The sequence below is a fragment of the Pseudomonas sp. SbOxS1 genome, assembly GCF_013416725.1.
Taxonomy (GTDB): domain Bacteria; phylum Pseudomonadota; class Gammaproteobacteria; order Pseudomonadales; family Pseudomonadaceae; genus Aquipseudomonas.
The window spans coordinates 1-14,560 of the sequence record NZ_JAAVXC010000029.1; the positions used below are offsets into that span (position 1 = coordinate 1).

The window sequence follows — 14,560 nt, forward strand, 5'->3', positions numbered from 1 at the left end:
TTCGCCGGCAAGTCGGATCGCCGCACCGCTGGCTCCTACAGGCGAAGAACGATAACGCGGTGCAGCAGATTCACCGCAGCGCCTGGTTCGCCGGCAAGTCGGATCGCCGCACCGCTGGCTCCTACAGGTGAAGAGCGATAACGCGGTGCAACAGATACACCGCGGCGTCTCGGATTCAGGTCAGCGGATTCCAGCGTTGTGACCAGTCGTCATCGCCCTTGATCACCTCGCGCAGCAGATCGAAGGCCCGCTGCAGTGCTGCCGAGTCGCGGTCGCGGGAGTACACCAGGTAGGTCGGGTAACTGAATTCCGGGGCCTTGGGCACGGGTTCCAGCATGCCGTTTTCCAGGTAGCTTTGGACCACCCGGGTCCGGAAGTAGCCGCTGCCGCCGTGTTCGAGGATGTACTGCAAACCCAGGGGGCCAAGGTTGAAACTGAGCGCCGCCTTGGCTTTTTCCGGCAGGGCGGCGTCGTGTTGACGCCGGAAGTGCTGGCCCCAGTCGATGTACACGTAGGGTTCGGGGCGTTCGGGGTGGCGCACGAGGATGAGTTTTTCTTCGAGGATCTGCTCGACCTGCAGGCGCGGCCAGTATTCGGGCTGATAGACCAACGCCGCATCGAGCACCCCAAGCTCCAGTTGCCGCAGCAGGTGTTCGCCGTCGCGGATTTCCATGCGCAGCGCATGGCCGGGAATCCTGTCACGCAATACGCCGGCCCAACGGAGCATCAACGGATTGCACAGGCTGACTTCGCCACCGATGTGCAGGACGTCATGGAACCCCTCGGGCAAGGGCAAATCCCGGCGCGCGGCTTCCCAGGTCTCCACCAGTTGGTTGGCATAGATCACGAAGGCCTCGCCATTGGGCGTCAGGCGGGCACCGGCGCGGTTGCGTACGAACAGCGTGCTGCCCAGGTGACTTTCCAGCTTCTGTACCCGCGCGGTGATCGCGGTCTGGGTGACGTGGAGTTTCTCGGCGGCTGCGGCAAGGCTGCCGTGGCGGACGATTTCCAGGAAGGTGCGGGCGAGGTCGATGTCCATGGGGCGGCCGGTGGCGGAAATGCTGGCATTGTACGAGAAATCAAAAGATCGCAGCCTGCGGCAGCTCCTACAGAGAACCCCTGTAGGAGCTGCCGCAGGCTCGGGCCGCGTTCGGACGATCTTTTGCTTTCAGGTCAAAACGCGAAACAGGAACAGCCAAACGCCCCCCAGAACCCGCGAAAGTCACTGACCGGCGCGTTCGACAAGCGCGCCCGTTCGTGACTGTGCGCATGCACCGCGCAAGCCCCGACGCATTGATGAACCTGAGCCGTCAGCGGTGCCAATGGCTTCCAGTGGCCGGGCACCTTGGCCACGGGCGACCACTCCGGCACCACCGGGATGGGCGGGGGGCCGAGTTTTTCGAACTCGTTGCTGGCATAGACGACCTTGCCATCGACAAGGGTCAGCACCGATTCGATACCCTTGATGCCCTCGACCTCCATATGGAAATAGTCGGCCGACAGCGCGATCAGGTCCGCCAGTTGCCCGACCTTGATCTGGCCCTTCTTGCCTTGCTCGGACGAGAACCAGGCGCTGCCATGGGTAAACAGCTCCAGCGCGGTGTCACGGCTCAAGCCTTGTGGATACAACGCCAGGCCGCCGACGGTGCGGCCACTGACCAGCCAGTACAGCGACGTCCACGGGTTGTAGCTCGACACCCGCGTTGCATCCGTGCCGGCACCTACCGGCACGCCCTCGGCGAGCATGCGTGCAATCGGCGGTGTGTGTTCTGCCGCCTTGGCGCCATAGCGGTCGACGAAGTACTCACCCTGGAACGCCATGCGGTCCTGGATGGCGATGCCGCCGCCCAGCGCCTTGACCCGCTCGATGTTCTGCACGGTGATGGTTTCGGCATGGTCGAAGAACCACGGCAAGCCGTCGAACGGAATGTCGCGATTGACCTTTTCGAACACGTCGAGCATACGGCTGATGGATTCGTTGTAGGTAGCATGCAGGCGAAACGGCCAGCGTTGCTCGACCAGGTGCCGCACCACCGGTTCCAGGTCCTGCTCCAGGGTGGACGGCAGGTCCGGGCGCGGCTCAAGGAAATCCTCGAAGTCCGCCGCCGAGAACACCAGCATTTCCCCGGCACCGTTGTGCCGCAGGAAATCGTCGCCCTGGCCATAGCGTGAGGTACTGGTCCAATGCTTGAAATCGGTCAGTTCTTCCTTGGGTTTCTGGGTGAACAGGTTATAGGCGATGCGTACGGTCAGCTGCTGATCCCTGGCCAGTTGCTGGATGACCTGATAGTCGTCCGGGTAATTCTGATAGCCGCCGCCCGCGTCGATCGCGCTGGTGACACCCAGGCGGTTGAGTTCGCGCATGAATTGCCGGGTGGAGTTGACCTGATGCTCCAGCGGCAGCTTCGGCCCCTTGGCCAGGGTTGAATACAGGATCATTGCGTTGGGCCGGGCGATCAACATGCCGGTGGGATCGCCGTTGGCATCGCGCTGGATTTCGCCGCCCGGCGGGTTCGGCGTTTCCCGGGTATAACCCACCACTTTCAACGCGGCGCGGTTGAGCAGTGCACGGTCGTACAGGTGCAGGACGAACACCGGTGTGTCGGGCGCGGCCTTGTTCAGTTCGTCGAGCGTGGGCAGGCGTTTTTCGGCGAACTGGAATTCGTTCCAGCCACCGACCACCCGTACCCACTGCGGCGTGGGCGTGCGGTCGGCCTGGTCCTTAAGCATGCGCAGCGCATCGACCAGAGAGGGTACGCCTTCCCAGCGCAGTTCGAGGTTGTAATTGAGGCCACCACGGATCAAGTGCAAGTGTGAGTCATTGAGGCCGGGAATCACCGTGCGCCCGTGCAGGTCGATGACTTGCGTGCCGGGGCCTTGCAGGGCCATGGCCTGGGCGTCGCTGCCAACCACCACGAAGCGCCCGTCCTTGATCGCGACGGCACTGGCCTGGGGTTTCTTGCGATCGACGGTGTGCAGTCGTCCGTTGTAGAGAATGAGGTCGGCGGGGTTGTCTGGCATGGTTTTACTCCCTGCGAACAGCGGGCTGATCCAGGCACCGACGGCGCCTGCGGACAGGCCTTGGAGTACGTGGCGGCGGTTGACGCCGTTGTGGTCCTCAGGTGGGCTCATGTCAGTGCTCCGCGCAACGTGAGTTGAGGGCAAACAGCTGAAAGCAGCCGCATGCGGCCAGAAGGAATATAGACGGCAAATCCGCAAGCAGCCGTTTTCAGGCGCGTAAAACGACGAATCCCGCCACAAGGGGCGGGATTCGTTTGCAGCCAGGGTCGCTTGCGCAAGCCGCAAGCGGCGCGCTTAGGCCGGGAACAGCTCGGACAGTTTCATGGCCAGCATCATGTCGCCTTCAGCGCGCAGCTTGCCGCCCATGAATGCTTGCATGCCGTCGGTTTCGCCGCTGACGATGCCTTGCAGGGTTTCGGCGTCCATCACCAGGGTCACCTGGGCGTCAGGGTTTTCGCCTTCTTGCAGCTCGCAGGTGCTGTCCTTGACGATCAGCGAGAAGTGCTTGTCTTCGTCGATGCGGAAACCGAAGACCAGGTCCAGACCGGCAGCAGCGGCTGGGTTGAACTTGGCTTTCATTGCTTGTACGGCATCTGCTACGGAGGTCATGGTTTGATCCTTTTTTTGGTAATTGGAGCAGGGTAATAAGAGCTGGGTGGTTACAGCCAGGGTCACAATAGTCCGGACTCAGCGAAACGTGATGAGTTCCGGGGCCTTCAACAGTTGCAGGTGCGCATGACTGTTGAAGGAAGCCAGGGCCACCTCGCGACCACGGAACTTCAGGTGGTTGAGCGAGGTGTTGACGATTTGCCAGTTCAATTCAAAAGCCTGTTTTGCCGGCATTTGCGTAATGAGGTGGAGCAGGGCGGTGATGGTGCCGCCAGAGGTGAATACGGCGATTTTCTGGGTGTTGTCGGCTTGTTCGAGGATGCGCTGCAGGCCGGCCTGAACCCGCTCGACAAAGCCCAGCCAGCTTTCCAGGCCCGGTGTGTCGTAGGTGCCGGCGAGCCAGCGTTCGATGATCAGGGCGAAGATTCGCTGGAACTCGCCACGGTTCTGCGCGGCGTTGCGCAGGATGTTCAGCGCTTGCGGCTCATCCGGCAACATGGCAGGCAACAGCGCGCGGATCACCGCGTCGGCGTCGAATTCATTGAATGCGCTGTCGGTCTCCAGGATCGGCACCGGCAGGCCCACGGCGGCGTATTGTTCGAGCGCGCTATTGGCCGTATGTTGCTGGCGGCGCAGGTCGCCCGACAGGCACCGATCGAAGCTGATACCCAGTTCGGCCAGGTGCCGACCGAGGATTTCTGCCTGGCGGATACCGGTGGGCGACAGGACGTCATAGTCGTCTGCACCAAAGGAGGCCTGGCCATGTCGAATCAAGTAGATACTGCCCACGTCCGCGTCATCCCGGTACGTTGAAGGTTTGGCGAGGTTATGGGGATGACGGTGAGCTGTCAATGAAAAAACATACGCTTGTTTGAAATGCCCGTTACAGGCCTGTTGCCAGAGGTTTCACGGCTGGTAGCAGGGGCGGCGCATGGGTATGCTGGTGGTATCCCGCGCGCTTGCATGCCGCGCAACGTTTAAGGAGTCCCCGTGGAGTTTTTGTCCGAGTACGCCGTTTTCCTGGCCAAGACCGTGACCCTGGTGATCGCCATACTGGTGGTCCTGGCCAGTTTTGCGGCCTTGCGCAGCAAGGGTCGACGCAAATCCGCCGGCCAGTTGCAGGTCAGCAAGCTCAATGATTTCTACAAAGGGTTGCGCGAACGACTGGAGCAAACCTTGCTCGACAAGGACCAGCTCAAGGCCTTGCGCAAGACACAGGCCAAGACCGAGAAAAAACAGAAGAAACAGCCCGAGTCCAAACCCCGGGTATTCGTGCTGGATTTCAACGGCGACATCAAGGCCTCGGCCACTGAAAGCTTGCGTCACGAAATCACCGCGCTGCTGACCCTGGCAACGCCCAAGGACGAAGTGGTGCTGCGCCTGGAAAGCGGCGGCGGCATGGTGCACAGCTACGGCCTGGCGTCTTCGCAACTGGCGCGTATCCGTGAGGCCGGCGTGCCATTGACCGTGTGCATCGACAAGGTCGCGGCCAGCGGTGGCTACATGATGGCGTGCATCGGCGAGAAGATCATCAGCGCGCCGTTCGCCATCCTTGGGTCGATCGGCGTGGTGGCGCAGTTGCCCAACGTCAATCGCCTGCTGAAAAAACACGACATCGATTTCGAAGTCCTGACCGCCGGTGAATACAAACGAACCTTGACCGTGTTTGGCGAAAATACCGAGAAGGGCCGGGAAAAGTTCCAGGAAGACCTGGACATCACCCATCAGTTGTTCAAGAACTTCGTCTCGCGTTATCGCCCGCAACTGGCCATTGACGAAGTGGCTACGGGTGAAATCTGGCTCGGCATTGCTGCATTGGACAAGCAACTGGTGGACGAGCTCAAGACCAGTGATGAATACCTCGCCGAACGGGCGAAAAAATCGGAGCTTTACCACTTGCACTACGCCGAACGCAAAAGCCTGCCGGAGCGCATCGGCATGGCGGCCAGCGGTTCGGTTGATCGCCTGTTACTGAGTTGGTGGAGCCGGTTGACCCAACAACGTTTCTGGTAACGCTTTAATAACAGGGGCCCTTTCATTGTCTGGCAATGAAAGGGCCCCTGTTTATTTAGCGGTATATATGTAGCGCCTGTGAAAAAACAACGCTCGATATGCTGACGACTCTTGTCAGTTTCGAGTGATTCACCATGTCTTCTCTACCCGTCAATCAAACCGTTCCCGAGTTAACGCCCGAGCAACAAGGCGTTTTTTATGATCTGTTACGAACCAATGTCCCTGCCTGGTTGTTGGCCGCGTCAGAACCGCTGCGACGCCAACTCCATGAAAGCCTGATCGCGAGCCATCGCTCACGAGATGAAGTTGCCATCTTTGTGAAGCGTCTTCAGTCTCCTGAAGGCTTCTGTGCGCCTCTGCTGGCCAGGGCCATGTCGGATAAGCTGGGTAAGCCCCTGGATGTGGCGGGTGTGATTTTCCAGCATGTAAGGTCCACCTCCAGCTTTCTGGGTCTGCGCAAGAAATTGATCCTGCCCATCGATCGGGACTTGCTGAACGCTGCCTGTGAAAACTTTGAACTCAGCGAAACGCTGTCGGCAAACTACAACGACACTTCACTGATTTACATCCCCGAAAAAATTACCGGACGTGCCGCAGTAATATTGCCGATCGAGCCCCACGAGTTTGCCCTGTTGTGTCGAACACTGGATTTGGGCAAGCAATACCAATCTCATCTCCAGGGCGTGCTCAACCCCGCACCCGCGATTAACGAGTTTCGCGATAAATACGTTGCCCATGCAACGAACAGTTTTGAAGTGATCCGGCATCTGGCGCTGATGAAACAACACATCAGTGTTGAGTTACACCAGGCATTGAGCGCGGTGAAAACTCAGCAATCGAACACGATGAGTGACAACACCCTGAATTACCAGGCGCTGGAGATGTTCGGTGTCACCATCAATGGTGCGATCTGCATCAGCCCGGTCGGCGAGCATGACGATGATGATTCCCGTTGCGTGATTTATCTGCCGGATGACCCGCTGCACCCGCTCAAAGAGTATTCGTCGTTCAATCTTTTTGAGGTGCAATTGAGTACGCGATTGAGAAACCCGGCGTTCCGCAAGTTTTTCATGCGTTACATCAAGCTGGGTGATCGCGCGGCTTTCCTGAAAGCCCTCGATGAAGGGTTGGCGTCACCCTCTGGCACTGCACTTCCACCGAGCAGCATTTACGTGTCGGTGTCAGGTACTGCAGTACAAGGCCATCCGTTTCAGGAAAGTTTTCGTCAGCATTCGCAACAAGTCCTGGCGGATGCCCGGCTACTGGTCGTACCCACGGGCGATGAAGACGAGAAGTCCAGGCTCAAGCGACTGGAAACCTACGAGTCGATTGGTCTCAACATTTTTCTGGTGGGCGCGTCTTTTGTGCCGGTGGTCGGTGAGATCCTGATGGCGGTGACCGTCATGCAACTGCTGTCGGAGGTTTATGAGGGGATCGCCAGTTGGTCCAGGGGTGAGCAGGAGCAGGCCACGGATTATTTGTTCGATACCGTGGAAAACCTTGTGCTCATGGCGGCTTTCGCTGCAGGTACGGCGGCCGTTGGCCAGGCTTACAAAGTTATCCGGACTTCGGTTTTCGTTCAGCGCCTGAGAAAAGTGAGGGTGGCGAATGCCCGAGAGCGCTTGTGGAAGCCCGATTTGGAGGTCTATCGCCAGCCTCGGCTGTTACCGCAGGCGCTCGTGCCAGATGCCCGAGGCCTATGTTGGGTGGATGGCCAGGCTTATTTGCCACTCGACAACCGTGTTTTTGCCGTGCGCCCCCAAACCGGAACGGATCTTTGGGAGGTCTTGCCCCCGGTCAGCGCCGGCGACGTCTATTCCCCCTTGCTCGAAACCAACGGCGCAGGCGCATGGCGCCATGACTCGGAGCTTGTGCAGGAATGGAGTGGGTTGAAGCTGTTTCGCCGGTTCGGCTATACCAGCGACGACTTGCCGGATGTCACCGCTGAACAGATCCTTGCCGTCTGCGCGATCGATGACAATGTCTTGCGCCAGGCACACGTTGATCGAAGCAGGCCTCCTGCATTGCTGGTCGACACCGTGCAACGGTTTCGGGCAGACACCGCGGTCACGGCGTTTATCGAGCAGATAAACCAACCTTCGTCGGCATCCCAGGCGGATCCAGACTTGCAATTGCATCTGCTGACGAGCTCCAGCCATTGGCCAGGCAATAGCGCGATCAAGGTCGTCAATTTTGCCGGTCGACAAGCGGGTTTCCATGGCGCGACCACCGCGCAGGCGAGCGACACCGTCATCCTCCAGCAGGACGCGCTGCTTAAAGGGCAATTGCACAGTTCGCTGTTGTCAGCGTTGAGCCGTGCTCAACGCGAGGCCCTGTTAAGTACGCCAACGACGGACTCGCAAACTCAGGTCAAGGCCTTGACGAAGGTCATTGCCGATCAGGCCGAAAGCCACAGAGCGGCACTGTTCCTGCGCATCTATCAACGCACCGAGGCACCGACCGACACGCGTGCGGCGGTGCTGATGCAGAGGTTCGTCGATTTGCCAGCGGCGGTTGCCGATGAGCTGGTGAGGTATGCCGAAGCCGGGGAGTGGGATGACCTGGATGCTGACAAGGTGCCGTTGCGGCTGGCAGAAGAGGCCCAACGCTACTTGGAGGTCGTGCGTGTCAGTCGGGCTTATGAAGGGCTATACCTCAATGCTGTCGATGGCCTTCATACTGACCGCCTGGTACTCAACACCCTCGCACACCTTCCCGGCTGGACCGGCAATGCATGGGTGCAGATAGGTGAGGCGTCCGGCAGTCAATCCGAGTCGGTCAGTATCGGATCGGCACAAGCCTCGGAAAAGATCCAGGTCGACGTCCATGCCGATCGCTACAGCGTGATTGTCGACGACATCACACCCTCGACCACATTCGCCGGGCGTACGCGTGAGCATTATTTCCAGGCGCTGTGGCATGGACTTTCGGCGCAACGAAAAACAGCGCTGGGTGTGGACGTGGACGACGCCGGGACTGCGTTGCGCCAGAAAATAACCGAGCTTGCCCTGACGCGACGCGCCACCATTGCGCGGATCATGGGTGCCATTCCCCTGGGCATGCCCTATGCATCGCCCATGGGGCTGGCCGACCGGGGGGCAGCGCCGGCTACGCCAGGATTTTCCAGGCCCCTGGTCATCCAAAGTAGCCAGGATGTGTTGGTACGCAGGGCATTGGAGCTGTATCCGATGCATTCGCCGACGCAGATTCAAACCCTGGTGAATGCGCTGGGGAGCAATGTAATTCTGGTACTGCAGAAACTGGAAGCGATGAGGCGTGAATTCCAGGGGCTCAGGCACGGACTGAGTCTGTGGGTGAATCGGCAAACCTGGCATCAGGCCCCGGAGGGTCCAAGGCTTGAGGTCCCCAGGCTCAGCAAATTTCGCACCGCTCAGGCGATCCTTCGCTGTTGGCGCAATGAACCCGCAGTTACCCAACCCGGCGGGGCGCTCGGGCACACGCTCAGGTTTGACGCCGAGCCATTGGGAGAGTTGCCGGTCATCATCGCCGACTTCGCTCATATAGGCAGGCTGATAATGGATGGCGTGGGGCCCAGCGCCGGGCTCAACACCTTTTTGCAAAACTTCGCCAATCTGCGCAGCCTGTCCTTGAGGGGCAACCACTTGACAAGGTTGCCGCTGGCGCTAAGCAACATGTCCAGGCTTGCTCATCTGGATCTGAGCAACAACCTGATTCTATTGACAGCCGAGTCGGTGACTCAATTGGCAGGCATGAGCAGTCTGCAATCGGTGAACCTTGCGTTCAATCCGCACCTCACACGCGCCCCAGACGTCAGCAAACTGCAACGCCTGGAGCAACTGAACCTGCAAGGAACCGGAATAACCCAGTGGCCGCAGGGCGCCTCCTCCCTGCCCAGGCTGCGTGAGCTCGATTTACGTGACAATCGGATCGAAACGCTCCCGCCAGAGGTTTTTCAGGCCGGTGCGCTGCCGAACCAAGGGACCAACATTCATGGCAACCCCTTATCACCCGACACCCTGAAAAAGGTCGTTGCGCATCAGCAAAAGACTGGCGTCAGTCTTGGCATCATTGCTTCAGAGTACCGTCGGCTAAGCGTACCCATTGCGACCGATGCGCTGAGCTCGCTGTGGCTGTCGGAATTGAGCCTGGCCGAGGCCACTCCAAAACTTGCATTGTGGGAGTCACTGCGGGCCTCTGCAGATTCCAGGGACTTTTTCAACGTGCTGGAGCGGCTGACCGGCACCGCTGATTACGCGCGCCTTTATTCGCACTTCAGCCATCGGGTCTGGGTCGTCCTGGAGGCAGCGGCCGAAGATGATCGCCTGCGCCGCTCACTGTTTCGTCTGGCCCGGGCTGCAAGGTTCAGTGTTGATGGTTACTCAGCACTGTTCAGTGAGATGGAAGTGCAGGTGCTGTGTTATCGGGCCATGGCGGCGGCCACCACCGGGGTTGCCTCCCTGGAGCAGCAACTCATCACCCTGCTACGGGGCTTGTTTCGATTGCAGGAAGTCGAGGCAATAGCATTGGCGGATATCAACTCGCGGAGTGCCTCCCAGTCGGCAAACTATGAGCATGCCCTGGAGATCAGCCTGGCGTATCGCGTGGGGCTGGCAGCCCGCCTGGATTTGCCGGCCCAGCCAAGGACAATGGTCTCCGGGTTGAACCACGGCGTTACCCAGACGGCGCTGGACCAGGCTTATCGCAAAGTCCTGGCAGCCGAACGATCTCGCTTGCTGCTGGAGTGGGTCATCACCCAAAGATTTTGGGTGGAGTATCTGGAGGCGTCGCATCAAGACCGTTTTCTTGAGGTCACGGACCGCGCTGCGCGAGAGTTTGCGAGGCTGGATGCTGAGCCAGGGCTTTCCCGCGCCGCTGCCACCGAACGCATGAATGCCATTGTCGACAACTTCCGAAACGGACATCGGGCATTGATCAGCCAGCTCTCCTCCCAGGCACTACAACGTCAACGCGCCGCTGAAATGCCAGGTAGCAGCTCAGGCGCGGGGGCATCCCGATGAACCAATCCTCACAGAATGTCGCGGGCACAGCGGACTCGTCGACGCTGCCGAGAATGCGCGACGAACTCAAGGCCGTCCTGGACGTTGCATTGCCGCAAACACCCAGCCAGTTTGGCGAGCACTTGATCAGGGAAAAATGGGGGCAGGGCATCGACCCGCAGACGGCCATGCTGGTAACGCTCGATTACAACTACAAGGGGCATCCTGCGCGCGATGGCGTTGAACAGGGGCAAGTGGCGAGTTCGCAATCGTTGCTGCAAGCGCTGCTGCTCAACTATCAAACCGTGGACGACGGCCGTTTCGCGGAAAATGCGTTCGGTCTGTACACACCGCCCGACGTGGGGCCGTCCGTGCAAATTGTGCAGAAGGTCGATGAGTTCGCTGGTGCCGGCAGCGGTAATCACCAGACGTATGCAGGCATCTACCGCCAAACCTTGCCACAAACCTATGGGCCGCCGACGCAGATCAACTTGCGACCCGCCGACTTCAAGAAGTGGGTCTGGGAGCTGGGTTTGCAGCATTTGTACAAGGCCTACCTGGATCAGGCCTGGCCATCGGACGAAGCCGTCGTCGGGACCGCCTCCTGTGCATTGAGGACGTCGACCAAAGCGGCATTTGTCATGACGGCCTGGTTGCAGCGTCATGAGCAGCGCCTGAGCGAAAAGGGCCTTGCCCTCGCGATGCAGGCCGCCGGTTTGCCAGCGGATCAGCCCTGGGAAACCCTGACGATCGAACAGCTGCAAGCACCCACCCGGATGCCGCCGAAGGTCAAGGCCAGCCGCCTGAAGCTTTATCGTTACACCGCGACCGATATCTGGATGTTTCGCAGTGCGGGCAGTGATCGGGTGCTGGTGTACATCCCGGGCAATTCTTCGCCGCTGCATGAGTTCACCAACGCCTCGCAGCTGCACCAATGGGTGGTTAAACAGGGCAACGGCGAGGACACGAAGCAGGCCCTGGCGTCGCACTTTACCGAGGAGGATCGCCAGGATGGGACTTTCCATGCGGGTGTGCTGACCGCGCTGGACGGCATGGCGATGTACCCCCAAAAGCATTGGCTGACCAACAACGCCGGTTTCTTCAACAATGACGGTTTTTGGGATCCGGCCGAGTACATCGGTTTCGACGATCAGGCACCGGCGACCGATCCGTTCGCACAGCTTGTGCTAAGGATGAAGCAGGCCGCCCAGGCCAGTGTCGCAACCATCCGCGACAATGCGCAGGTCAACCGCGACAACCTGAGTGCCGTGGTCGAGCCGGTCGTCCAATGGGTCAATCAGTTTGGTCCGCTGGCAGTGTTTGTACCGGGCGGCGAAGGGGTGTTGGCGCTGGCCGGGCTGATCGATGCCGGTTACGGGTTGGACCAGGCCATCAACGGTGATACGTCCGAAATACGTTCGCAAGGTATCTCCCGCACGGTGTTCGGCTTGCTCAATGCGCTGCCGCTGGTCACCGAGGCCGCGTCGATCGGCCACGGAGGGGCTGAGGAGGGCTCGATCAAAGCGGGGGAAGGCGGTCGCGAATCCTCGAAGCCTCCCGCGGCAGGGCCGGTTTCCGGGGCTGATATCGGTGAAACGCCGGTCTTGTCATTGCCGACGCGTACCGATCTCTTGCGTGGCATCGGTGCCCCGGCAGGTACATTCAGTGACGAAGTGCTGGCACAGATCGGCAGGGTCAGCGTAGTCGACGATGACATGCTGCGCCTGATGCAGGCAGGACGCGCGCCGACACCGTTGCTGGGCGACACAATCGATCGCTTCAGAATCGATCAGGAAGTCGCGGCGCTGGGCGATCCGTCGACCGCACAGGCTCAATTCAACCGAAGATATCAAGCGCTCCAGCAGTCGGAACACGAATGGGTCCGGCTGTTTCAAGAGGCATACCCCGACCTGCCCAAAACTGCCGTGGAGCAAATGCTGGATCGCTACGGTGTCGATTTCAAGGCTACGCCCAACCCAGACCTGGCCAGGGAACTGTTCAGGCAACTGGACAGCAAGGCGCGCCAATACCAGGAGCATGTGCGCCTCAATCGTGCTTATGAGGGACTGTATCTCCGATCGGTAACCAGTGATGAGTCGCAAACATTGGCCTTGCACTCTCTCGCACGCTTGCCTGGTTGGCCCAAAGGGCTTCGCATTGAAGTGCTCGACGCCTCACCCGCGGGGCAGGTGCTGGATCGCACCGGTCCCATCGACTCACCTGATTGCCTGCGCCTGATCAAGGTGCAAGAGCGCTATCGGCCCTATAGTCTGTCAGCCCCGACTGCTCCGGCGATGAGTTTTCATGAAGTGGTCGCCGGGGGGCTGTCCACGGACCAGCGTTCGGCCTTGGGCCTGTTTTCCGCTGATCCCGGTGCGGAGCTGAAGATCAAACTCAGCGAACACACACTGTCACGTTCCGAACTGGCGACCGGTCTGGGCAGAATGGAGTCGGGACTCGCCTTTGAGCCGCAGGGACTCAAGGGTGGTGTCTTCCCGGATACCCTTCAGAACGAAGCACTGACGCAGGCTGTCAAGAGAATCCAGCTCCGAGAGATCTACCCCGAGCTCACCGATACTGAAGCGGATGTGGAACTGGCGCGAGCAGGCAGTGGTTACACCGCCCATATTGATCAGTTAACCGGACAGCTTCACCAGTTGTGGGCTGATATGAGCGCCTGGATTGATCTGGTGGCGCAAGACATCCACGACATGGGCGTGCCACTCCTGAATATCGGCGATCCTGGTGCCGCGGGAATGGCTCCGGCGCAGTTGGCAGCACATAACGCAGGGCTGATACAAGCCGCGATGGCGTTTGAGCGGCAGAGCAGAGTTGAACTGGCTGGCGAGCTCATTTCCATTTGGCGAAAGCGTTTACCGCAGCAAGATAGCCGATACGCCGGCAACCATGCCGTCGGCTTCACAATGGACCTGCAGCATGAGCAATTTCATCGATTACCCGCGTTAAGCGTTCGATTCAACGATGTCGTTGGCTTGAACATGCACAACTTTCAAATGACTGTGATTTCCAGCCTGGATGAATTTCTTGAGGCATTCCCCAATGTGCAGACGCTGGATCTTTCAGGCGTCGATTTGCGGTTTGACCTTGCGAATGGGCAACAGGACAGTGAGTTACCTTTCATGATCCCCGAGTTGAAGCGTCTGACTTCATTGAATTTGTCCGCCACGGAACTGAAATTAAGTGAGCTCAATGCAGGGAAGTTGAGTGAGCTGACCAATCTTCAATCCCTGGACATGAGCAATAACCCATTAGGCGAGCCACCCTTGGTGATGGGCATGAATCAGTTGCAGTATTTAAATCTGGAAGGTACGGGGATTACAAGATGTCCGGTCGGCATCATGGAGCGCCCGTATTTGAGGCTGCTGAACCTGCAAGACAACCAGATCGGTCGAGTACCGCAGGCGGTGCTGAATCAGGCGGTCGCCAGGGATCGGGTGTTGCTGTGGCACAACCCGATCACTGATGAAGACACCCTGCAGCGACTGGTCGCGCATCGGCAGCAAACGGGCATCAATTTGTGGCTGCGCTCGGCGGGCAATGACTATGGGGCACCGGCGGCCTGGTTAAACGGGATTGAACCTGCGCAAGAGAATGCCCGGTTACAGGTATGGCAACGACTGGCGCTAAAGTATCGCGGTAAACGGTTTTTACAGACCATCAATACATTGACGCTCACCGCGGATTTCCAGGTCGACTATCTGGATCTTCAGGCTCGGGTATGGCGGCTGTTGACTGAAGCGGACGCTTCGCAGGAGTTGTGGGAGCGATTGGCTCAGAATGTGACGGCACCAGGGGGGGCTTTCGATAACCCGTTTGCGGCGTTCACGACGTTGGAGGACCGGGCGCGACTTTACGCCCACTGGGTGGCATTGGGGCGGCCATTTCCGGCTGTAGGGATTCCCTAGCGACAGCCCATC

The 14,560-nt window shown here is 59.4% G+C and carries 7 protein-coding genes; 3 read left to right on the forward strand and 4 right to left on the reverse strand.

All coding sequences use genetic code 11. From position 1 onward, the window contains the following. Positions 1-175: 175 nt before the first annotated feature. The 4 genes from HFK74_RS22695 to HFK74_RS22710 form a co-directional block, all read right to left on the reverse strand. Entirely contained in the window at positions 176-1,039 is an 864-nt protein-coding gene (locus HFK74_RS22695; protein ID WP_180205432.1) for a LysR family transcriptional regulator, read from the reverse strand. Positions 1,040-1,173: 134 nt separating this feature from the next. Then, a complete protein-coding gene (locus HFK74_RS22700; protein WP_180205640.1) occupies positions 1,174-3,021 on the reverse strand; it encodes an amidohydrolase in 1,848 nt (615 codons plus the stop codon). A gap of 294 nt (positions 3,022-3,315) precedes the next feature. Continuing rightward, positions 3,316-3,630: an SCP2 sterol-binding domain-containing protein gene (locus tag HFK74_RS22705; RefSeq protein ID WP_111756326.1), complete on the reverse strand. Its 315-nt coding sequence runs from the start codon at positions 3,628-3,630 to the stop codon at positions 3,316-3,318. Between the two features lie 78 nt (positions 3,631-3,708). Next, positions 3,709-4,419 (reverse strand): histidine phosphatase family protein, encoded by a 711-nt coding sequence (locus HFK74_RS22710; protein ID WP_180205433.1) that lies wholly within the window; start codon positions 4,417-4,419, stop codon positions 3,709-3,711. Positions 4,420-4,620: 201 nt separating this feature from the next. On the opposite strand from HFK74_RS22710, the gene sohB reads away from it, so the two are divergent. From sohB to HFK74_RS22725, 3 genes are all read left to right on the forward strand, one after another. After that, positions 4,621-5,643 (forward strand): protease SohB, encoded by a 1,023-nt coding sequence (sohB, locus tag HFK74_RS22715; RefSeq protein WP_180205434.1) that lies wholly within the window; start codon positions 4,621-4,623, stop codon positions 5,641-5,643. Between the two features lie 134 nt (positions 5,644-5,777). Continuing rightward, positions 5,778-10,643, forward strand: coding sequence for an NEL-type E3 ubiquitin ligase domain-containing protein (locus HFK74_RS22720; protein ID WP_180205435.1), 4,866 nt, complete (start codon positions 5,778-5,780; stop codon positions 10,641-10,643). Then, positions 10,640-14,548: a DUF6543 domain-containing protein gene (locus HFK74_RS22725; RefSeq protein ID WP_180205436.1), complete on the forward strand. Its 3,909-nt coding sequence runs from the start codon at positions 10,640-10,642 to the stop codon at positions 14,546-14,548. Before HFK74_RS22720 ends, HFK74_RS22725 begins: the two co-directional genes overlap by 4 nt. The last annotated feature ends 12 nt before the right edge of the window (positions 14,549-14,560 follow it).